Annotated in this window: 20 protein-coding genes; 12 read left to right on the plus strand and 8 right to left on the minus strand. The window is 70.3% G+C overall.

Features of this window, described 5'->3' with window-relative positions:
* Positions 1-83 precede the first annotated feature (83 nt).
* From HS041_RS24740 to HS041_RS24750, 3 genes are all read left to right on the plus strand, one after another.
* Complete coding sequence (locus tag HS041_RS24740) at positions 84-485, plus strand: DUF8711 family protein (RefSeq protein ID WP_196443187.1); 402 nt, start codon at positions 84-86, stop codon at positions 483-485.
* Positions 486-611: 126 nt separating this feature from the next.
* Entirely contained in the window at positions 612-953 is a 342-nt protein-coding gene (locus HS041_RS24745) for a YidH family protein (RefSeq protein WP_196443188.1), read from the plus strand.
* Positions 954-1012: 59 nt separating this feature from the next.
* A complete protein-coding gene (locus HS041_RS24750) occupies positions 1013-1336 on the plus strand; it encodes a DUF202 domain-containing protein (RefSeq protein WP_196443189.1) in 324 nt (107 codons plus the stop codon).
* Here the strand turns inward: HS041_RS24750 and HS041_RS24755 are convergent.
* The 3 genes from HS041_RS24755 to HS041_RS24765 form a co-directional block, all read right to left on the minus strand.
* Positions 1302-2774: a hypothetical protein gene (locus HS041_RS24755; RefSeq protein WP_196443190.1), complete on the minus strand. Its 1473-nt coding sequence runs from the start codon at positions 2772-2774 to the stop codon at positions 1302-1304. The genes HS041_RS24750 and HS041_RS24755 overlap by 35 nt on opposite strands.
* A 147-nt stretch (positions 2775-2921) precedes the next feature.
* Positions 2922-3212, minus strand: coding sequence for a hypothetical protein (locus HS041_RS24760; protein WP_196443191.1), 291 nt, complete (start codon positions 3210-3212; stop codon positions 2922-2924).
* A 64-nt stretch (positions 3213-3276) separates the two neighbouring features.
* Positions 3277-3486, minus strand: coding sequence for a CsbD family protein (locus HS041_RS24765; protein ID WP_307845448.1), 210 nt, complete (start codon positions 3484-3486; stop codon positions 3277-3279).
* Between the two features lie 311 nt (positions 3487-3797).
* Here HS041_RS24765 and HS041_RS24770 point away from each other — a divergent pair, with 311 nt between their 5' ends.
* Both HS041_RS24770 and HS041_RS24775 read left to right on the plus strand, forming a co-directional pair.
* The gene (locus HS041_RS24770; protein WP_196443192.1) at positions 3798-4157 is read left to right on the plus strand and encodes a type II toxin-antitoxin system RelE/ParE family toxin; all 360 of its coding nucleotides are present in this window, start codon (positions 3798-3800) and stop codon (positions 4155-4157) included.
* Positions 4157-4495, plus strand: a complete 339-nt coding sequence (locus tag HS041_RS24775) for a helix-turn-helix domain-containing protein (protein WP_196443193.1) — start codon at positions 4157-4159, stop codon at positions 4493-4495. Before HS041_RS24770 ends, HS041_RS24775 begins: the two co-directional genes overlap by 1 nt.
* Before the next feature lie 173 nt (positions 4496-4668).
* Here HS041_RS24775 and HS041_RS24780 read toward each other — a convergent pair whose 3' ends face one another.
* Positions 4669-5784, minus strand: coding sequence for a ferritin-like domain-containing protein (locus HS041_RS24780; protein ID WP_196443194.1), 1116 nt, complete (start codon positions 5782-5784; stop codon positions 4669-4671).
* A gap of 90 nt (positions 5785-5874) precedes the next feature.
* Between HS041_RS24780 and HS041_RS24785 the strand changes: the two genes are divergently transcribed.
* Positions 5875-6516, plus strand: coding sequence for a TetR/AcrR family transcriptional regulator (locus tag HS041_RS24785; protein ID WP_196443195.1), 642 nt, complete (start codon positions 5875-5877; stop codon positions 6514-6516).
* A gap of 70 nt (positions 6517-6586) precedes the next feature.
* Here the strand turns inward: HS041_RS24785 and HS041_RS24790 are convergent, their stop codons facing one another.
* Positions 6587-7171 carry an aggregation-promoting factor C-terminal-like domain-containing protein gene (locus HS041_RS24790; protein WP_196443196.1) on the minus strand — a complete coding sequence of 195 codons (585 nt, stop codon included), beginning with the start codon at positions 7169-7171 and terminating at the stop codon, positions 6587-6589.
* A 416-nt stretch (positions 7172-7587) separates the two neighbouring features.
* On the opposite strand from HS041_RS24790, the gene HS041_RS24795 reads away from it, so the two are divergent.
* The gene (locus tag HS041_RS24795; RefSeq protein WP_196443197.1) at positions 7588-8073 is read left to right on the plus strand and encodes a glutathione peroxidase; all 486 of its coding nucleotides are present in this window, start codon (positions 7588-7590) and stop codon (positions 8071-8073) included.
* 61 nt (positions 8074-8134) lie between these two features.
* Here the strand turns inward: HS041_RS24795 and HS041_RS24800 are convergent, their stop codons facing one another.
* Complete coding sequence (locus HS041_RS24800) at positions 8135-9121, minus strand: LacI family DNA-binding transcriptional regulator (protein ID WP_196443198.1); 987 nt, start codon at positions 9119-9121, stop codon at positions 8135-8137.
* A 178-nt stretch (positions 9122-9299) separates the two neighbouring features.
* Between HS041_RS24800 and HS041_RS24805 the strand changes: the two genes are divergently transcribed.
* Positions 9300-10520 carry an ABC transporter ATP-binding protein gene (locus HS041_RS24805; protein ID WP_196443199.1) on the plus strand — a complete coding sequence of 407 codons (1221 nt, stop codon included), beginning with the start codon at positions 9300-9302 and terminating at the stop codon, positions 10518-10520.
* 118 nt (positions 10521-10638) lie between these two features.
* Here HS041_RS24805 and HS041_RS24810 read toward each other — a convergent pair whose 3' ends face one another.
* On the minus strand, positions 10639-11391 hold the full coding sequence (locus tag HS041_RS24810) for an SDR family NAD(P)-dependent oxidoreductase (RefSeq protein WP_196443200.1): 753 nt from the start codon (positions 11389-11391) through the stop codon (positions 10639-10641).
* A gap of 90 nt (positions 11392-11481) precedes the next feature.
* On the opposite strand from HS041_RS24810, the gene HS041_RS24815 reads away from it, so the two are divergent.
* The gene (locus tag HS041_RS24815) at positions 11482-12663 is read left to right on the plus strand and encodes a PQQ-dependent sugar dehydrogenase (RefSeq protein WP_196443201.1); all 1182 of its coding nucleotides are present in this window, start codon (positions 11482-11484) and stop codon (positions 12661-12663) included.
* 33 nt (positions 12664-12696) lie between these two features.
* Here HS041_RS24815 and HS041_RS24820 read toward each other — a convergent pair whose 3' ends face one another.
* Positions 12697-13077, minus strand: coding sequence for a carboxymuconolactone decarboxylase family protein (locus tag HS041_RS24820; RefSeq protein WP_196443202.1), 381 nt, complete (start codon positions 13075-13077; stop codon positions 12697-12699).
* Between the two features lie 425 nt (positions 13078-13502).
* On the opposite strand from HS041_RS24820, the gene HS041_RS24825 reads away from it, so the two are divergent.
* The 3 genes from HS041_RS24825 (at position 13503) to HS041_RS24835 (ending at position 19216) form a co-directional block, all read left to right on the plus strand.
* On the plus strand, positions 13503-14192 hold the full coding sequence (locus HS041_RS24825; protein ID WP_196443203.1) for a hypothetical protein: 690 nt from the start codon (positions 13503-13505) through the stop codon (positions 14190-14192).
* A 14-nt stretch (positions 14193-14206) separates the two neighbouring features.
* The gene (locus tag HS041_RS24830) at positions 14207-17194 is read left to right on the plus strand and encodes an AAA family ATPase (RefSeq protein ID WP_196443204.1); all 2988 of its coding nucleotides are present in this window, start codon (positions 14207-14209) and stop codon (positions 17192-17194) included.
* A 255-nt stretch (positions 17195-17449) separates the two neighbouring features.
* Positions 17450-19216, plus strand: a complete 1767-nt coding sequence (locus HS041_RS24835) for a M14 family metallopeptidase (protein WP_230879586.1) — start codon at positions 17450-17452, stop codon at positions 19214-19216.
* Positions 19217-19270 lie beyond the last annotated feature (54 nt).

Genomic DNA, 19270 nt, shown 5'->3' on the forward strand with positions numbered 1-19270 from the left:
CCCTCAGCGGCCCGGTACGGCGGGCGGTGGACCGGTCTTCCGGACACCGCCTGCCGCACCGGGCCGTTGGGTAGAGTCGAAATATGCGACCTCTTCCGCGACGGACCCTTGCCCTGGCCGCCTCCGCCCTGGCCGCCGCGCTGCTGACCACCGGCTGTGCGGAGATCCAGCAGGTGAGCGAGGGCGTCGACAAGGCACAGCAGTGCATCCAGGCCGCCGGCATCGTCACCGAGACCGCGGCGAAGGTGGCCGGTCTGGTCAACGACCCCGCCGCGATGGAGAAGGCGCTGAACGACGGGGCCACCCAGCTCGGCACCCTCGCCGACAAGGCCGCCAACACCTCCCTGAAGGAGGCCGCCGACGGCGTGTCCTCCAGCCTGGGGAGCCTCAACGTGCAGAACGCCAACGACGCCGTCGACGCGGCGCAGAAGGTCGCCGCCGACAGCGCGAGGTGGGTCCAGGAGCTCACCGGCGCCTGCGCCTGAGGGCTCTCTCCGGTCCCGGGCGCCGTCCGGGACCGGGCTCTCCGGCCGATGCTTTTCGCCGTGTCTGAGGTTTTCGTCGAATCCCGGGTTCTCTAGGGGAAATGTCGTTGAAATAGCGTCGGTTCCATGGACACCTCCGGAAAGGAGCCGGATCCCCGGTTCACGCTCGCGAACGAGCGCACCTTCCTGACCTGGCTCAGCACCTCGCTCGCGCTGAGTGCGGGCGGTGTCGCGATGGCGGCCGTCTCCCCGGACGTCTTCGTGCCCTGGATGCGGACCCTGCTCGCGGTCGTCCTGGTCTCCCTGTCCGCGCTGGCCGCCGCGATGGCCTACCCCCGCTGGCGCCGCGTCCAGCACGCCCTGCGCAGCGACTCCCCGCTCCCGCCGCCCACCCTCGCCCCGCTGTTCGGGTACGGCGTGGCGGCGGTGGCCCTGCTCGCGCTCGTCCTCATCCTGACGGCCCGATGAGCGCCGCCGTACCGGCGGACCACGGCGGGCCGTCCGGCGACGGGCCCGGCAGGAGGGCGATGACCGAGCTCTGGGACGAGGGGCTGCAGAGCGAGCGCACCCGCCTGGCCTGGGTCCGCACCGCCACCATGCTGGCCGCCAGCGGCCTGGGCGCAGGCGGGATGGCCCTGCGCGCCGGCGCCCACCCGCTCGTCGCCGTCCCCTTCGCCGCGGCCGCCCTGTGCGGCGCGCTCCTGCTGGCCCGCACCGGCGTGCGCTACCACCGCGTCCAGGACGCCCTGCACGGGGGCCGCCCCCTCGACGAGCGCGCCGACGCCGTTCTCGCCTGGCTCGGCAGCCTCGCCGCCGTCACCGGCTCCCTGGTCTTCGTCGTGCTCCGTTAGCGGGCACGGCGTCGCCCGCGCGCCCGGCGCACAGGTACGGCCGGGAAAGGACGAGGGCGAGCGCACTGAGGCCGATTCCCAGATACACCGGAGCCAGATGCTCGAAACTCGTGTAGCCGATGATCATGTGTACGGCGACGGCGGGCAGGAAGCCCGCGGCCGCGGCCGAGGCCAGCGACCACCACACCCATGACGCGCCACGGCGCCAGCCCCACAGGCCGATGAAGACGACCGCCAGGGCGGCGGCCATGAGGGCGCCTCCGAAGCCGGCGCGGTCATGGGCGACGAACGCCACCAGCCGGGGGTTGGCCGCGTCGAGCCGGTCGGCGTCGGTGTGCAGGAACGTCAGGTCGGTGGGGACGAAGACCTCGGTGAGGCCCACGACGGACACGACGGCTCCTCCCGCGAACAGGCCGGCACCGGTTGTGATCATCAGGAGCTGGCCGACGAGGGCCCGTCGCCGCAGCCGCTCGGACCCTTCCGGCAGCACCTTCCATCGAGGCCGCACCGGGCGCCGCCATACGGCCAGCAGGAACATCGGAAGCAGCGCCACCGTGACCGCGGTGTGCAGGGGCTCCACGAAGCCGGTGCCCAGGAAGTAGAACAGGGTGGAGAAACCGACCGCGCCGGAGACGAGATACGCCCTGCGGGCCCACCCCCACCCCTGCCGGATGCCGCCCCACGCAAGTCCGGCGTACAGCGCGCCGATCGCCACCATGGTGCCGGCCATCGTGATCCGGTCATGCTGCAGGAAGGGCACCAGGTGACGGTTGACGGCGGAGAGGCGTTCCCGGTCCATGCCGAGGTAGTTTTCGTCGTACCACAGCAGCAGCGGCCCGATCGTGATCAGCGCTGCGCCCAGGCCGGCGCCTGTCATGCCGAGCCCGACGAGCAGGCCCCACCACCATCCCGGCCAGCGCCGCGGGTCCGGGGGAACGTCTCGCAGACTCTCCGGCGGCGCGGTCGGGGTCACCGCCTCGATGACCCGCTGGAACCACCCCGGTCCGGCGGTCACCAGCACTCCGGGCGTGGCCAGCACCGTCGTGGCCGGGTCGGCCAGCGCGGCTGCGGCGCGCGCGACGGCCGGGTCGGCGAGGTGGAGCAGGTCCGGTTCGTCTCCGGTGGTCACCCGGTCGACGTACGGGGCGAGCCGCGCCGCCGCCTCGGGTGTGGCGGCCCGGGCGATCACCCGGCAGCGGCGACCGGCGACGGCCCGCCGCACCAGCGGCACATCGGCCAAGGCGACCGGTCCGACCTCGATGACGCCCGCTCCCTGGACCGGCAGCGCCCGGATGGCGTCACGGGCGAACTCGACGGGAACGACCGCGCCGAGCCGGGCGGCGATCTCCGCCGGTGGCCGGGGGTGGCCGAACAGTCCGGTAACGACCCTGGCCCCTCCCGGCGAGCGGGTCAGCGTGGCCAGAGCGCGCAACGCCATCCGCTGCGACCTCCGCCGGCCCAGGATGGCTGCCGCGAAAGGGCGTAAAGGGTGATATGTCCAGTCCGGCATATCTTTCAGGGTCGCATACCCTCCTACGCCGGCCGGGCCTTCGTCGCCGCTACGGCGAGTCCGCCGGAACAAGCCCTAGCGGGGCAGTCGCCCGGAGATGTCCCCGGCCAGATGGAGCAGGACCGGAGCCAGCTCCGGGCGCTCGCGCAGCAGATCCTCCAGCCGCACCCGCCAGGCCCCGATCTCGGCGAACTCCGCGTCCTCGCGCTGGAGCCGCAGGCGCGTCTCGGCCAGTTGCAACTGGTGCGTGACGCCGAAGTGCCGACCGATCATGTCGGTCAGCCACCAGTAGACCTCGGAACTCGCCGCGGAGACGAAGGCCCGTGCGCCTTCCCAGGCTACGCGCGGCTGGTGTACGACAGCCATGATCGGACGCTATGCCCGATCCGCCCCCTCGGCAAGCACTTCCGGAGGGCTCGCGTCCCCGGCATCAGTCCGTGAAGGCGTCCTTGATCTTCTTTCCGGCGTCCTTGACCTTCTCGCCCGCCTGCTTGACGCCGCCCTCCATCCGGTCGGCCCGGCCCTCCGCCCGGAGTTCCTCGTCGTTGGTGAGATCCCCCAGGTTCTCCTTGGCCGTGCCCTTGAGCTCCTCGGCCTTGTTCGCGATCTTGTCGTTCGTCCCCATGGTCGTCCCCTTCATAGCCGGCCGTACTCCTTCGACGGAAGCGCCTATCCGGTGAGTCCGCCGCTAAACACCGCCCGGAGCGGCTCCGGTCACGGGTGACGGGCTGGGGCGGCGGATCGGACCGCCGGCCCCGGGCCACGAACCGGGCGCTGACGTTCAGGGAGACCCTGCTGGAGGGCCTGCGTGCCCTCCTCTGAGGCCGCTCGCCCGGTTGTCTGCGTACACGGGGAGCGAATGAAGGGCGGCTACCACTCAACGTGTGGAATGGGTTACCAAAAGTTCTCGGCTCTCCGCTTGGGGTGTCATAAGAAATCTATTATGCTGGGGTGAGCTGGCAGATAGTCATCGTTTCAGAGGTTCGCGACTGGCTTCATGAGCTCCGGAGAACCGATCGGCAGACGCTCGGGCCGATCGCCGCGGCGCTGGACCGGGTCGCCGATGAAGGGCCGAGTCTGGGGCGGCCGTTGGTGGACACGCTCCGAGGATCCGCCATCAGTAATCTCAAGGAGCTCAGGCCCGGATCGCGTGGGCGAAGCGAGGTGCGACTGATCTTTTTCTTCGACCCGTGGCGTCAAGCGGTCTTCCTGGTCGCCGGGGACAAATCGGAGGACTGGGACGGCTGGTACGGCACAGCGATCAAGATTGCGGAAGAGCGTTTCGCCCGGCACATGGAAAGGAAGGACTGATGAGCGACGAGAGTGTGACGTGGGAGGCACTGCGGGCCGAACTCATCCAGCCGGAGGACGAGCCCCAGATCGCCGTGTTCCGGGATGAGTTGATCGCCCAACAGCGGGCTTACCGGTTGGCCGAGGCGCGGAAACAACTCGGTTTGCGTCAGGAAGACGTCGCAAGGGCGATGGGGGTCTCACAGGCGCGAATCTCACAGATCGAGAGTGGTGTGATCAGCGAGGTGGCCACTCTGGCCGCCTACGTGGCGGCTCTCGGCGGCCAGCTGAAGATCGTGGCTGATTTCGGAGAATCCATGATGCTCCTCGACGCCCCTCGCGGACGTCGTACAGGGTGACGGCACCGCAGGCCGCTGACCGCGGTCGCCCTTGGCCGGGCAGGCTCTCCGGCCGTGCCGTCCGGCCGTCTCCGCCGCCCGTTCGCCGACCACGCGAGCGATGAAGAGCCGTCAGGAACCCGGAGTGCGGGCTTCAGCCGGAGGCTGACGACTTCGGAGCGGCGGGCGGAGGGTCAGGAGTCGGCGCCGAGGGCGATGGTCTCGGCGACCTCGGCGTGGCGCTCGGCCTCCTCGGCGGCGAAGCGCTCGGCGTCGACCTTCTCGGCGATCTCCTCGTCCTGCCTCATGAGCGCGTCCAGGCTCTGGCCGGCCATGTCGAGCACGCCCATGTCGGCGTAGGCCTGCTGCAGGCGGGGGCTCCACAGGCCGATGTCCTTGACGCAGGGGACGATGCGGCTGAACAGCAGGGAGCGGAAGAGCTTGAGGTACTCGGAGTTGTCGACGGCCTCCATGGCTTCGGCGACCTCGGACTTGTTCAGGCCGATGGTCTCCCAGGTCTCCCGGCCGCGCAGGCGGTCGCGCATCAGGTAGCAGCCCTCGATGACGAAGTCCTCGCGCTCGCGCAGTTCGGCCTCGCCGAGCTGGCTGTAGTAGTCGCGCAACGCCATCCGGCCGAAGGCGACGTGGCGGGCCTCGTCCTGCATCACGTAGGCGAGGATCTGCTTGGGCAGCGGCTTGGTGGTGATGTCGCGCATCACGCCGAAGGCGGCCAGGGCCAGGCCCTCGATGAGCACCTGCATGCCCAGGTACGGCATGTCCCAGCGGGAGTCGCTCAGGGTGCTGTCCAGCAGGGCCTTGAGATGCTCGTTGATCGGGTAGGCCAGGCCGACCTTCTCCTGCAGGAAGCGGGCGTAGGTCTCGGCGTGACGGGCCTCGTCCATCGTCTGGGTGGCGGCGTAGAACTTGGAGTCGAGGTCCGGGACCGACTCGACGATCCGGGCCGAGCAGATCATCGCACCCTGCTCGCCGTGCAGGAACTGGGAGAACTGCCAGGCCGCGCCGTGCAGGCGCACGTCCTGGCGCTGCTTCTCGTCCATCCGCTCCCACAGCGGGGTGCCGTAGATGGCGATGGTGTTGTCGGGGATGCCGAGCACGTTGTACGGATCGACCTCAAGGTCCCAGTCGATGCGCTTGACGGAGTCCCACTGCTTGTCCTTGCCCTTCTGGTAGAGGGCGAGCATGCGGTCCCTGCCGTCGTCGTACTCCCACGTGAAGCGGGCGGCACCCGCCGCCTCCACATCCCAGGTGGAGAGCTCGGCCGGGATCGTGTACAGATCGTGCGTCGACAATGCGGCCTCCAGAGACGTACACCGTACGTACGCTTTGGAGGGTGACACGTACGGTGTACGTCCGTCAATGGGCTGGGGGAGAATGGAGTCATGTCCGCAGAGCCGCTGTCCCGTCCGCGTATCGTCACCGCGGCCATCGACCTGATCGAACGCGAGGGGGCCGACGCGATCTCCATGCGCAGGATCGCGGCCGACCTGGGCGTGGGCGTCATGTCGCTCTACAACCACGTGCCCAACAAGGCGGCGCTGCTCGACGCGGTGGCCGAGACGGTGCTGTCGGGGATCGAGTTCGCCGACGACCCGGACGCCGACTGGACCGACCGGGTACGCATGCAGGCGCGGGCGTTCCGGCAGATCGCCCACCACTATCCCCGGTGCACGATGGTGGTGGTCAGCCGTCAGCTGCAGTCGACCGCCGGGCTGCTCCCGGTCGAGCGGGCGCTCGCCACGCTGCGCAGCGCGGGGTTCGACGGGGAGGAGGCGGTGCGCATCCTGCGCATGTTCATCGCCTACATCGTGGGATCGCTGCTGCGGGAGGTCGGCGTCACCCCGACCTTCGCGCCGGTCCACCATGCCGAGGTGGACATCGCCAACGTGGATCCGGTGCTGTTCCCGCAGACCAACGCCCTCGCCGCCGAACTCGGCCACTGTGACCACGAGTCCGAGTTCGAGTTCGGCATGGAACTGCTCGTCCAGGCCATCGCCGTCCACCGGCAACGGCGGAAAAGGTGACGCCCGGGGCACTCCCGATGCCCCGGGCGTCCTCCGGGAGCGCTCCCTTCCCCTGGGCGCTCCCGCCTGGTCAATACCAGTTCCTCGCCTGGAAATGACCCCATGCGCCGCACGGTGACCCGTAGCGGCCCTTGATGTACCGCAGACCCCAGTTGATCTGCGTGGCCGGATTCGACCGCCAGTCCCCGCCGCTGCCGCTCATCTTCGAGCCCGGCAGCGCCTGCGGGATGCCGTAGGCGCCCGTGTAACGGTTGTGCGCCCGGTGGTTCCAGTTGCTCTCCCTGGTCCAGAGCCGGTCCAGGCAGCGGAACTGGTCGTCGGACCACGCCCGGCGGGAGACGAGGCGGAAAGCGATCGCCTTGTTCCTGCCCTTTGCGGTCCGGGCGCGGGGTCTGTCCTGAGGCTCGGCCTCGGTCGACCACACGCCCCGGTGAACCGTCCCGGTGGACTGCCCGCTCCGGTGGGCCGCCTGCGCGGACCATTCGCCCGGGTGGGCCGCCTGCGCGGACCGCTCGCCCCGGTGGACCGTCTCGGCCGGTTCTTCCCCTACCGGCATGGAGATCGCCTCGGCCTGGCAGGCCGCCGTGGACGTGGCCACGGTGCAGGCGGTGAGTGCGGTCACGACCGTGGTGCGCAGCGCGCGGTTGCCGTTCATGATCTTCCTTCCGTCGGGCCGCGTGCGGGAGGCGGGGTGAGGGCACGGCGGCCCTGCGCCCGCTTGGCGGTCCCGCGTCCGTGGCTCGCACGAGGGACGCCCGCGTGGTCGTGCCGGCATGTTTCCGGCAGACGCCGCGGCGGTGTCTCTAGGCGGTTTCTAGTACGCCGGGGGAGTTTCGGACGGCGGTTGCGACACGGGAAGGCAAGCTGTTTACCCGATCTTCGCGGCTTGCGGGCGGTTCGAGGAGGCCGGGCTGACGGTGGCGGGGCGGCGGATGCGGCGAGCCGGTGAAAAGATCGACCCTCCATGGGGTTTGAACCGGCGCGGGCCGTCTGGCAGGGAGCCGGTCGCCGTCCGCCGCGGCGCGCCGCCCGAACCGCCACGGGTGGTAAAGGGTCCAATAAGCTCTGTTCATGAGCATTCGTGATATCTCCGTGGACACCCTCGCCGGAGCCCCCACCACGCTGGCGGACCTGACGGGCGACAAAACCCTTCTGATCGTGAACGTGGCCTCCCGTTGCGGCCTCACCCCGCAGTACGAGGGCCTGGTCCGCCTCCAGCGGTCCTACGCCGACCGGGGGTTCACCGTCGTCGGCGTGCCGTGCAACCAGTTCCTGGGTCAGGAGCCGGGCAGCGCCGAGGAGATCCAGGAGTTCTGCGCGGTCAACTACGGCGTGGACTTCCCGTTGCTGGCCAAGACCGACGTCAACGGCGAGGAGCGCCACCCGCTGTACGCCGAGCTGACCCGGGCCGCCGACGCCGAGGGCAAGGCCGGCGACGTGCAGTGGAACTTCGAGAAGTTCCTGGTCTCCCGGGACGGTGAGGTCGTGGGCCGGTTCCGCCCGAACGTCGAGCCCGGGGACCCCGCTCTCGTCGAGGCGATCGAGAAGTCGCTCTGATCGAGGAGCCGCTCCGGCGGCCCCCGGGACGCGGGGCCGCGCCGAACCGCACGTGACCGGGTCAGGCCGCGCGCCGCGGGCCGCAGCTGCCCCGGACGATCAGTTCGGTGGGCAGCAGCACGCCGCGCGGGCGCCGGCCGCCTCCGCGTAGCACCAGCTCGGCCGCGCGGTAGCCGATGTCCTGCGCGGGCTGGGCGATCACTGTCAGCGGAGGGGCGCACAGCTCGGCCCAGGGCACGTCGTCGAACATGATCAGCGACAGGTCCTTGGGCACGCGCAGGTCCAGTTCCCTGGCGGCGAGCACGGCGGCCTCGCCCAGGAGGTTGCCCCCGGCCAGCACGGCGGTCAGATCGGGCCGGTGCTGGAAGAGCCCGGCCGCCGCGGCGTACGCGGAGTCGCGGCTGCCCCGCGCCGAGACGATGAGCTCCTCGTCCACGAGGGCGCCCAGCGACTGCCGGAAGACCGACACACGCTGCTCCTGGCCGGGCCCGCCGAGATAGGCGATGCGGCGGTGGCCCAGTCCCGTCAGATAGTCGATTGCCGTCCGCACCCCCGCCCGGTCGTCGGCGAGCACGGCGGGCACGTCGTCGCGGCCGGCGGCGCACCGATGGGCGAACACCGTGGTGAGCCCCGCCCGCAGGGTCGGCTCCCAGATCTCCGCGCTCCCCGCGGGGACCGCGACCACCCGCTCCACGCCCTGCTCCAGCAGCACGCCGATCTGCTCGGCCTCGCGCTCGGCGTCGTCGCCGGTGGTGCCCAGGATCACCGGCTCGCCCGCCGCCCGCGCGCAGGCGAGGACCCCGTCGGCCAGACGGCCGTAGAAGCTGTCGGTGATGTCGGGAACCAGCAGCCCGATCCCGCCCGAGCGCCGCTGGCGCAGGTTGCGCCCGAGGGCGCTGGGCCGGTAGTCGAGCTGGGCCGCGACGGTCAGCACCCGCTCCCTGGTCTCCGGGCTGGCCGAGCCCCCGGACAGCACCCTGGAGACCGTGGCCACCCCGACCCCCGCCGCTTCGGCGACGTCCTTGATAGTTGCCCGACGCACGTTCATGGAAACGATTCCATCATGCTTTCCGTTCTGGCTCCAGCACGGAGAGGTAACGAGAGCCCAGGTCACAGGAGAAAACTGGTCGAACTCTTGACAGGGATGTCCGATTCAGGTGAGATTCATGAAAACGTATCCACCATCGGGCGAACGCGGGGTTGGCCCGAAGCGCTAAGGACCCTCCATGGCATCCATCGTTCTCAGCAACGTCGACAAGATCTACGCGGGTGGCGTGAAAGCCGTGAACGGCCTCAACCTTGAGATCAAGGACGGCGAGTTCATGGTGCTGGTCGGTCCGTCCGGCTGCGGAAAGTCCACCGCCCTGCGGATGATCGCCGGGCTTGAGGACATCAGCGGCGGTGAGATCCTCATCGGCGAGAAGGTGGTCAACCACCTTCCGCCCAAGGACCGCGACATCGCCATGGTCTTCCAGAACTACGCGCTCTACCCGCACATGACCGTCGAGGAGAACCTCGCCTTCGGTCTGAAGCTCCGCAAGATGCCGAAGGCGGAGATCTCCAAGCGCGTCGGCGAGGCCGCCAAGATGCTCGGCCTCGAGCAGTACCTCAAGCGCAAGCCGGCCGCCCTCTCCGGCGGTCAGCGCCAGCGTGTCGCGATGGGCCGCGCCATCGTGCGAGAGCCGCAGGCCTTCCTCATGGACGAGCCGCTGTCCAACCTGGACGCCAAGCTCCGTGTCTCCATGCGCGCCTCGCTCAACACGATGCACGAGCGCCTCGGCGTGACCACCGTCTACGTCACCCACGACCAGGTCGAGGCCATGACCCTCGGCGACCGCGTCTGCGTCCTGCGCGACGGTCTGCTCCAGCAGGTCGACACCCCGCAGAACCTCTTCGACAGCCCGGTCAACCTCTTCGTCGCGGGCTTCATGGGCTCCCCGTCGATGAACTTCGTCAACGCGGAGCTGACCCGGGGCGACGGGGGCGCCGCGGTGGCCTTCGCCGGCTACCGGCTGCCGGTTCCGGACTCGACCTTCGCCGACAAGCCCGGCCTCGACCAGTACTTCGGCAAGAAGGTCATCCTGGGCATCCGCCCCTCCGACTTCGAGGACTCGGTCGCGGCCAACGGCCACGCCGGCGGCTGGGTCCGCCTCCCGGTCCGCGCCGAGGTCACCGAGGAACTGGGCTCCGAGATCAACGTCCTGTTCCTGATCGACGCCCCGCCGGTCCAGCACCAGGACACCGTCGCCGCGGCCGACGCCGGTGACGACGAGGACGCCACCCTCCCGCTGGTCGGCGACAAGTCGCTGTGGACCGCCCGGGTGAACTCCCGCAGCCACGTCCGCCCCGGCCAGAACATCGAGCTGGTCGTGGACACCCACAACCTGCACTTCTTCGACCCGGTCTCCGGACTGTCGATCGGCCACGCCGCCAACGTCCGCGTCTGAGCCATCCCCACAGACCGGAAGGGCCCGCGCCACGACCCCCTCCCGTGGCGCGGGCCCTTCCGCATCCATCGGCGTGCGCCGTCCGGACGATCCCGGCGCCGCCGTGCGCGGCCCGGTGTCAGCGGCGGCCGAGGCGGCGGGAGATCCGGCCGGCCACGCCGCGCGGGATCAGCCTGCCGGCCGCGACGATGGCCTTGTATCGCAGGTCCGGGATGCTCACCCACCTGCCGAGGGCCAGGTCGCGCATGGCCTCGTCGACCACCTTGTCGGCCGACAGCCACAGGAAGCCGGGGATCCCGGAGACGTCCATCGAGGCGCGGTCGTGGAACTCGGTGCGGACGAACCCGGGGCACAGCGCCATGACCCGCACCCGGCTCCCGGCCAGTTCGGCGGCCGTGGACTCGCTGAAGTTGACCACCCACGCCTTGGAGGCGCTGTAGGTGCCCCGCGTGAAGAACGCCGCCACCGAGGCCACGTTGACCACCGCGCCCCGGTCGCGCTCCTTCATCCCCGGCAGCGCGGCCAGGCTCAGCCGCAGCACCGCCTCGCAGTGCAGCTTCAGCATGCGCAGCTCGTCGGCGACCGGCACGTCGAGGAAGGCCCCCGGGTGGCCGAAGCCCGCGTTGTTGACCAGCAGGTCGACCCCCTCGCGCAGCCTCCGCTCGACCGCGGTCAGGCCGTCGTCGGAGGTCAGGTCGGCGGGGAGCGTCTCGACCGGCACCCCGTAGCGCAGGCGCAGGTCCTCGGCGGAGGAGGCCAGCCGCTTCTCGTCGCGGGCGACCAGGACGAGGGAGAAACCGTCGGCGGCCAGGCGGCGGGCGAACGCGGCACCGATGCCGGCGGTCGCGCCTGTGATCAGTGCGGAAGGCATGACCGCAGTCTAGGATGCCGGAACCTTCGCGGCGGTACCCGGGTAGAGGGGATCATCAAGGGCAGGAGCGATCGATGGAGGGTGAGGACCGTGCGCATCTCTTACCGGACCGGAGCGGGGGCGGCGCTGCTCTGCGTGGCGCTGGCGGCGTGCTCGGGGGGTGATCCCGCCGCCTCCACCGGGCCCGCCACGACCGCTCCGGCCACCGCGCCCCCCGGAGGCGCCACCGCCACCGGGAGCGCGGAGCCGGCGGCCCGGCCGGGGTTCGCCGAGATCGCCCGGCTCGACATGCCCGTGGCGATGGCGTTTCGCCCCGGCGACCCGACGCTCTACGTCGCCGAGCAGCGCGGGCGGCTGCGGGCGATCTCCGGGGGGAAGGTCGCCGAGGAACCCGTCGTGGACCTGTCGGCCGAGGTGAGCCGGGGCAACGAGCAGGGGCTCCTCGGCGTGGCGTTCCACCCGGAGGAGGACTTCCTCTACCTGAACTGGACCGACGGCGACGGGACCACCCACATCACGGAGTGGGCCTTCGACGGTTCGAAGGCGACCGGCCGCAGGGACGTGCTCACCCAGCGGCAGCCGTACGCCAACCACAACGGGGGGCAGCTCGCCTTCGGGCCGGACGGCCATCTCTACATCGCGCTGGGCGACGGCGGCAGCGGAGGGGATCCGCAGGGCAACGGGCAGAACCTGGGCACCTGGCTCGGGAAGATCCTCAGGATCGACCCGCGCGGCACGCCGTACAAGGTGCCCCGGGACAACCCGTTCGTCGGCAGGCAGGGCGCGAAACCCGAGATCTGGGCGTACGGCCTGCGCAACCCCTGGCGGTTCACCTTCGACCGGCGGACCGGCGACCTGTGGATCGGCGACGTCGGCCAGAACGCGTGGGAGGAGGTCGACCACCAGCCGAAGGGCCAGGGCGGCCGGAACTACGGCTGGAACCTCAGGGAGGGCCGCCACCCGTTCCGGGGGAACGGCGCGGCGGGCGAGACGGTCGACCCGGTCATCGAGTACCCCCTGGGCCAGGACGGCACCTGCTCGGTCATCGCCGGATACGTCTACCGGGGCACGAAGATCCCGTCCCTGGCCGGCCGGTTCCTCTACGGTGACTTCTGCGCGGGGTGGGTCAGGTCGGCCCCGGCCGACCGGCCCGGAGAGGGCGAGGATCTGGGCAGGGTCGAGCAGCTGTCGTCCTTCGGCGAGGACCACGACGGCGAGCTCTACGCGCTCAGCCTGAGCGGACCCGTCTACCGTCTGGAGGCCGCTCCCTGAGCGGCCCTCTCCCGATCTCCCGGTTCGGGTCTTTCAGTCCTTCATGAACCGGGAGATCAGCTTCTCGACCTGGACGTTGAGCCTGGCCCCGCGCGGCCAGCCGGCGTAGTGGGTCAGGAAGATGACGACCTCGCGGAGCTCGTCGGGTGTGAGCTCCCCGGTCCGCAGCACGGCGTCGAGCTGCACCCCGGCCTCGTCGTCGAGGCCCTGGCCGACGAGCAGGCCGAGCAGGAGCAGCCTGCGGTCGCGCATGCTCAGCCCGTCGCGGGACCAGACCTCGGCGAACAGGTGCTCGACGGTCATGGCGAAGAAGTCGCCCGCGCCGTCACCGGCGCTGGTTCCGCCGACGCGTCTCATGGTCTCCAGTCCCCGGGCCCGATGGCCGGGAGCGGTGTCATTGGCGTGGTCGTTCATGGGTCAGCTCCGAGTCCGTCAGCCAGCTGGTCGAGGACAGCGCGGCGAAGGGCGTCGCGATCCCCCATTTTTACCGGTTCCGGCGGGCGGCGTGACGCCTTCGGCCAGGAATCACAGCGTGTACGGAGATATGTCACCACGGGATCGCCGGACGACGGGCCTCCCCGTGCTTTCCTCGCCATTGAAGATCGCACATGCCGGGTCGCACATACGTCGCCAGGGTCTCCCTCCGTTCTCCCGCGCCGGGTGCGGCCCGGAAAACGATGAAGGTTGAACGGGTTGACAGATTTATCCTGATGATCTGTAACGAGTGCAGACAAGTAAAAGCCAAGATTCGGTCAAGATTTCCCCGGTCGGCGAGGGGAGAGATCTGGGAAAAGGGGCATAAGTCACCTGTTGGCTCATAAAGCGGAGGTATAGCCCTCGTGAGACGACCAGGGACCGCCCCCACCCTGACGGCGGTGACGCTCATCACCGCTATGGCCGCCGGACTGACCGGATGCGCGAACCCCGAATTCACCTATGTCCGCCACGACAGCGGGCAGACCTACTTCAAAGTCCCGGCCGCCTGGCGTCCGGTGGACCAGCAGGCCCTGGACAGGTACTTCGAACGGGACCCCGAGTCGGCCACGGCCCAGGTACGCAAGAAACTCGTCTGGTCCGTCGGCTACGACGCCCACGCCGAGCCCTCCGTCAGCCACCTCTACGGCATCGGCACGGCGGACGAGCCGTTCGTCTTCGTCCGGGTCATCACACTGATGCCCGAGCAGCGGGACATGATCTCCCTGAACGTCATGCGGGACGCGATCCTCCCCGTCACGCAGGCGTCGCGCCAGCAGGTCGAGCAGGTCCCCGGTTACCCGCTGACCGGCTTCGAACTGCTCACCGACGAGGTCTTCCACCCCGGTGACGGGGTGCGCGGGGTGCGCGTGCGGTTCAACTACGCCGTCGAAGGCGCCGGAACCCAGACCTTCGACCTCACCTCCTACCTGGACGCGGACGGCGAGCGGCTCTCCATGATGCTGATCCGCTGCTCGGCGGCCTGCTACCGCAAACGCGTGCAGGAGTTCGACACGATCGCCCAGTCCCTGAAGGTCAAGCGTCCCATCGGGTGAGGAGAGGCCCGCATATGAAGTCACCCCCGACACCCCCTCACGTCGAAGGTCTCCGCCCGCCCGGCACCGGTCCGAACGATCCGCGTGAGCTGACCCGTAAGCGCATGCCGTTCTGGGACCGGATCAAGTTCGTCCTCATCCTCACGATCATCTACTTCATCCTCGTCTGGAACAACGTCGCCTCCAACGAGGGCATCATGTCCTTCCGGGACGGGATGATCGTCACCGCGAACGAGGCGCCCTGGATCTTCTGGCTGCTGGGGGCCGAGGTCCTGCGGCAGGTCCACTTCCTCGTCAGCGAGCGCTCCGCCGGATACCACGGGTTCTGGACGCGCGGCGTGTTCGGCGGCTTCGAGCGCTGGACCCACCGCCGCTTCTCCGACTGGAACCGCTTCCGCCTCGCCCGCGCGATCAAGTGGCTGTTCTGGATCGCCGTGCTGGCACTGATCCTCGGCCAGGTCCTGAAGACCTCGCCCGCCCTCGCGCTGTTCCAGGCCCCGGCCCTGCTCTGGCAGGCGCTGCCGTACGTCGCGCAGCTGGCCTTCGCGTTCTTCTTCATCGCCTTCCAGTTCATCGGCCTGTTCTGGCTGCTGTCCCGCGGCGGGGTGGAGACCTACTTCCCCGACGACATCAAGACCCGCTTCACCGACGTCTGGGGCCAGGACCACGTGGTCGAACGGGTCAAGGAGAACATCGTCTTCCTGGAGAGGCCGGACGCCATCGAGGAGCGCGGCGGTTACGTCCCCAGCGGGCTGCTGCTGTGGGGGCCGCCCGGCACCGGCAAGACCCTGATGGCCGAGGCGGTGGCGGGCGAGACCGGCAAGCCGTACGTCTTCGTGGATCCCGGTGCGTTCGTCAACATGTTCATGGGCATCGGCATCCTGAAGGTCAAGTCGCTCTTCCGGAAGCTGCGCAAGCTCGCACTGCGGTACGGCGGTGTGATCGTCTTCTTCGACGAGGCCGACTCCCTCGGCCGGCGCGGCTCGCTGGCCCAGCAGGGGCCCAGGGGCGGGCCCGGGTTCTCCCCCCACGCCGGCGGCTGTCACGGCTTCGGCTACCTGTCGGAGGACTCCCGGTCGCTGCTCACCCGCGGAGCGGCGGGCGGGCAGCCGGACGCCACGCGCAACCGCTTCTTCATGGGCGGCAACATGGGCGGCGGCGGCGACCCGGGCACGCTGCAGGCGCTGCTGACGGAGCTGTCCGGGCTGAAGAAGCCGCGCGGCATCGTCAACCGCCACGTCCGCAGGCTGTTCGGCATGCGGCCCAAGCCACCGCCCAAGTACCGGATCCTGGTCATGATGGCCACCAACATGCCCAACTCTCTGGACGAGGCGCTGCTGCGGCCCGGCCGCATCGACCGCATCTACAAGGTGGGCTACCCGTCCAAGGCGGGCCGGGTCCGCACCTACCGGGGCTACTTCGACAAGGTGAACCACGAGCTGACCGACGAGCAGCTCGACAAGCTGGCCACGATCACCCCCTACGCCACCGGCGCCACGATCAAGGACCTGGTGAACGAGTCGCTGATCACCGCGATCCGCGACGGCCGCGAGGTCATCACCTGGTCCGACGTGACCCGCGCCAAGCGGCTCAAGCAACTCGGCCCGCCCGAGGACGTGGAGTACATCGAGCGGGAGCGGCACGCGGTGGCCGTGCACGAGGCATGCCACGCGGTGGCCGCCTACCGCACCCGCTTCCACCTGGAGATCGACATCGCCACCATCGAGAAGGGCGCCGACTATCTCGGCATGGTCGCCAGCATCAAGCCCGAGGACCAGTTCACCCGGTGGAAGTCCGAGCACGAGGCCGACATCATGGTCTCCCTCGCCTCGCTGGCCGGGGAGCGGATGTTCTTCGCCGAGGACAACTCCTCGGGCGTCTCCGGAGACCTCTACTCGGCCACCTACCTGACGGCGCTGATGGAGGCGCACTGGGGCATGGGACGCGGGGTCACCTCGTTGCCCGCGCTCCAGGAGCTGGAGATCATGGGAGGCGGGAAGTCGATGCCCAAGCCCGGCGGTCCCGGGGGCATCGGCTTCACCCGGCCGCCGGGCGGAGGGCAGACGCTCGCCCCCGACGTGCTCGGCGAGCGCATCGAGTACAACCTGGTGCGCCTGCTGGAGGCGACGGAGGAGCTCCTGCTGGAGCACCGGCGGGAGGTGCTCTGCCTGGCCCACGCGCTGGAGAGCCACAAGACCCTGAACGGCGACGACGTGATCGCGGTCCTGGAGCGGCGGCAGGGGCCTCTGGTCGACGGCTCGGTCTACGCCTCCGACGAGTTCTACGCCGAGATCGAGGAGTATCACCTGGAGGCGGCCAGGGCGCACCGCGAGCACAGTCGCGTGGCGCGCGAGCTGCCCGTGCCGGCGGCCGTACCCCGCCTCGAGCCCGCCGCGGTCATCCAGGGCGCGGTGGTGACGGGCAACGGGCACGGCGCCCCGGCCGCCGGGGCACCCGCCGTGATCGAGCCGGTCCCCGGGATCGTGCCCGGCTTCGCGCCGTGGGTGAAGGACGGCCCGGCGGTCCGGCCGGCGTCTCCCCCCGGGGCGAAGGAGGGCTCGACGGCCCGGCCGGCGGGTCCCGGGATCGCGGCGGAGCCCGCCTCCGCCGCGCCGAAGCGCAGGGGAGGACTGCGCGCGGTCGCGACGGTCGCCGCCAGCCTGGCCGCGCTGGCCGCCTTCACGCTGCTCGGCGCGCTCGCGCTCGCCGGCGGGAGGGGCGCCGCGGCGGCCGGTCCGGCCGGTGCGCCGGGACAGGGCACGCTCCTGGTGGTGTTCGTGGCAGTGGTGGCCGTCGTCGTGGGGGCGGGCATCGCCTTCGCGGTGATCCGGGGAGTGCAGGCCGCCCGGGCCAGAGCGGAGGCGCAGCGGGACCGTGCGGTGGAGCGGGCCCAGCTCCTGGCCGCCGCGATGGACCCGGAGATCGCCATGCGCCTGCTCGGGTACGGCGGCGCGGGTGGCGGCCCCGACGGCGGCGTCAGCGGTGAGCGCCCGGCGCGCTGAGCGGGCGCAGGGCGCACCGCCCCGCGGGGGACCGGGATGCCGGTCCCCCGCGGGGCGGCGGGATGCGGGGAGGGAACGTCCACCGGAACCCGGTGCGAGACCTCTGGATCGGAATTTGGGTCTTTCCTGATCGACTCACATGATTGACTCTCGGTGCAGGCGTGTGACAACCCCCCAAGCGCGCGCCTGAGGAGGACACCGGTGAGACACCGTCTGATCGTCGGAATCGCCGTCCTGGTGCTGTTATGTACAGGCATGACCGGGGTGGGATCCTCGGCCGAGCCCCCGCCCAACAGCCAGTACACCGTCGAGGGCCCCCGAGGCCCTCAGCAGCGCAGCGCGATCGCGGCCACGGGCGCCGCGATCGACGAGGTGGACCACGCCTCGGTCGTGGTCACCGCCACGGAGGCCGAGGTCGAGGCCATCAAGAAGCTGGGCTTCACCGTCACGAAGATCACGAGATCGTTATCCCCGGACGCCGGCGCCCTGGACTTCCCTCCCGCCGACTCCGCCTACCACAACTACGCCGAGATGACCGCGGCGGTGAACCGGATCGTCGCCGACCACCCCACGATCGCCCGGAAGATCAGCTACGGCACCTCCTACGAGGGCCGCGACCTGATGGCCATCAAGATCAGTGACAACGTCGCGACCGACGAGAACGAGCCCGAGGTGCTGTTCACCCACCACCAGCACGCCAGGGAGCATCTGACCGTCGAGATGGCGCTCTACATCATGAACATGCTCACCGACGGCTACGGCGGCGACAGCCGCATCACCAACCTGGTGAACGGCCGGGAGATCTGGATCATGCCGGACCTCAACCCCGACGGCGGCGAGTTCGACATCGCGACCGGCTCCTACCGCTCCTGGCGGAAGAACCGGCAGCCCAACGCGGGCTCGTCCGCGGTGGGCACCGACATGAACCGCAACTGGGCCTACAACTGGGGCTGCTGCGGCGGCTCCTCCGGCTCGGCCTCCAGCGACACCTACCGCGGCCCGTCGGCCGAGTCGGCCCCGGAGGTCAGGGCGGTCGCCAACTGGGTGCGCAGCCGGGTCGTCGGCGGCGTGCAGCAGCTCAAGGCGCACATCGACTGGCACACCTACGGCGAGCTGATCCTGTGGCCCTACGGCTACACCTACAACGACACCGCCCCCGGCCTCACCCAGGACGACCGCGACGCCCACGCGACCCTGGGCCAGAACATGGCCTCCACCAACGGCTACACCCCGCAGCAGGCCAGCGACCTCTACATCACCGACGGCAGCATCGACGACTGGATGTGGGGCGCCCACAAGATCTTCAGCTACACCTTCGAGATGTACCCGACGGGCTCGCCGGGCTTCTACCCGCCGGACGAGCAGATCGGCCCGCAGACCGCCCGCAACCGGGAGGCGGTCCTGCGCTTCCTGGAATACTCCGACTGCGTCTACCGCATCATCGGCAAGGAGCCGCAGTACTGCGGGACCGGCACACCGCCGGTGACGGTCTACTCCGACACCTTCGAGACGGCGACCGGATGGACCGCCAACCCGTCCGGCACCGACACCGCCACCCTCGGCCAGTGGGAGCGCGGTGACCCGGAGGCCACCTCCTCCAGCGGCGCCAAGCAGCTCGGCACCACCGTCAGCGGGGCCAACGACCTGGTCACCGGCCGCCTGGCCGGCTCCTCCGCGGGCGCCTACGACATCGACGGCGGTCTCACCAGCGTCCGGTCGCCGGCGATCACCCTGCCGTCGGGCGGGACGCTGACCCTGTCGCTGTCGTGGTACCTGGCGCACGGGTCCAACTCCTCCAGCGCCGACTTCCTGCGCGTGAAGGTCGTCGGCTCGACCACGACCCAGGTGTTCCAGCAGCTCGGCGCGGCCGCCAACCGCAACGGCTCCTGGGCCACGGCCACGGCGAACATCTCCGCGTTCGCGGGCCAGAGCGTCCGGATCCTGGTCGAGGCCGCCGACGCCTCCGGCGCGTCGCTGGTCGAGGCCGGGGTCGACGACGTCAAGATCACTCAACAGCCCTGATCCGGCGGGTACGGCCGCCGCCCCGTCCGCGGCGGCCGTACCGTCGCCGGCGGG

Source organism: Planomonospora sp. ID67723 (assembly GCF_015711605.1).
In the GTDB taxonomy this organism is placed as follows: domain Bacteria; phylum Actinomycetota; class Actinomycetes; order Streptosporangiales; family Streptosporangiaceae; genus Planomonospora_A.

What these genes read in the sequence shown, in the direction of transcription:
- HS041_RS24740 (WP_196443187.1), top strand. Translation starts at nt 84, where the DNA reads ATGCGACCTCTTCCGCGACGGACCCTTGCCCTGGCCGCCTCCGCCCTG.
- HS041_RS24745 (WP_196443188.1), top strand. Translation starts at nt 612, where the DNA reads ATGGACACCTCCGGAAAGGAGCCGGATCCCCGGTTCACGCTCGCGAAC.
- HS041_RS24750 (WP_196443189.1), top strand. Translation starts at nt 1,013, where the DNA reads ATGACCGAGCTCTGGGACGAGGGGCTGCAGAGCGAGCGCACCCGCCTG.
- HS041_RS24755 (WP_196443190.1), bottom strand. Translation starts at nt 2,774, where the DNA reads ATGGCGTTGCGCGCTCTGGCCACGCTGACCCGCTCGCCGGGAGGGGCC.
- HS041_RS24760 (WP_196443191.1), bottom strand. Translation starts at nt 3,212, where the DNA reads ATGGCTGTCGTACACCAGCCGCGCGTAGCCTGGGAAGGCGCACGGGCC.
- HS041_RS24765 (WP_307845448.1), bottom strand. Translation starts at nt 3,486, where the DNA reads ATGAAGGGGACGACCATGGGGACGAACGACAAGATCGCGAACAAGGCC.
- HS041_RS24775 (WP_196443193.1), top strand. Translation starts at nt 4,157, where the DNA reads ATGAGCGACGAGAGTGTGACGTGGGAGGCACTGCGGGCCGAACTCATC.
- HS041_RS24785 (WP_196443195.1), top strand. Translation starts at nt 5,875, where the DNA reads ATGTCCGCAGAGCCGCTGTCCCGTCCGCGTATCGTCACCGCGGCCATC.
- HS041_RS24790 (WP_196443196.1), bottom strand. Translation starts at nt 7,171, where the DNA reads ATGAACGGCAACCGCGCGCTGCGCACCACGGTCGTGACCGCACTCACC.
- HS041_RS24795 (WP_196443197.1), top strand. Translation starts at nt 7,588, where the DNA reads ATGAGCATTCGTGATATCTCCGTGGACACCCTCGCCGGAGCCCCCACC.
- HS041_RS24800 (WP_196443198.1), bottom strand. Translation starts at nt 9,121, where the DNA reads ATGAACGTGCGTCGGGCAACTATCAAGGACGTCGCCGAAGCGGCGGGG.
- HS041_RS24805 (WP_196443199.1), top strand. Translation starts at nt 9,300, where the DNA reads ATGGCATCCATCGTTCTCAGCAACGTCGACAAGATCTACGCGGGTGGC.
- HS041_RS24810 (WP_196443200.1), bottom strand. Translation starts at nt 11,391, where the DNA reads ATGCCTTCCGCACTGATCACAGGCGCGACCGCCGGCATCGGTGCCGCG.
- HS041_RS24820 (WP_196443202.1), bottom strand. Translation starts at nt 13,077, where the DNA reads ATGAACGACCACGCCAATGACACCGCTCCCGGCCATCGGGCCCGGGGA.
- HS041_RS24830 (WP_196443204.1), top strand. Translation starts at nt 14,207, where the DNA reads ATGAAGTCACCCCCGACACCCCCTCACGTCGAAGGTCTCCGCCCGCCC.
- HS041_RS24835 (WP_230879586.1), top strand. Translation starts at nt 17,450, where the DNA reads ATGACCGGGGTGGGATCCTCGGCCGAGCCCCCGCCCAACAGCCAGTAC.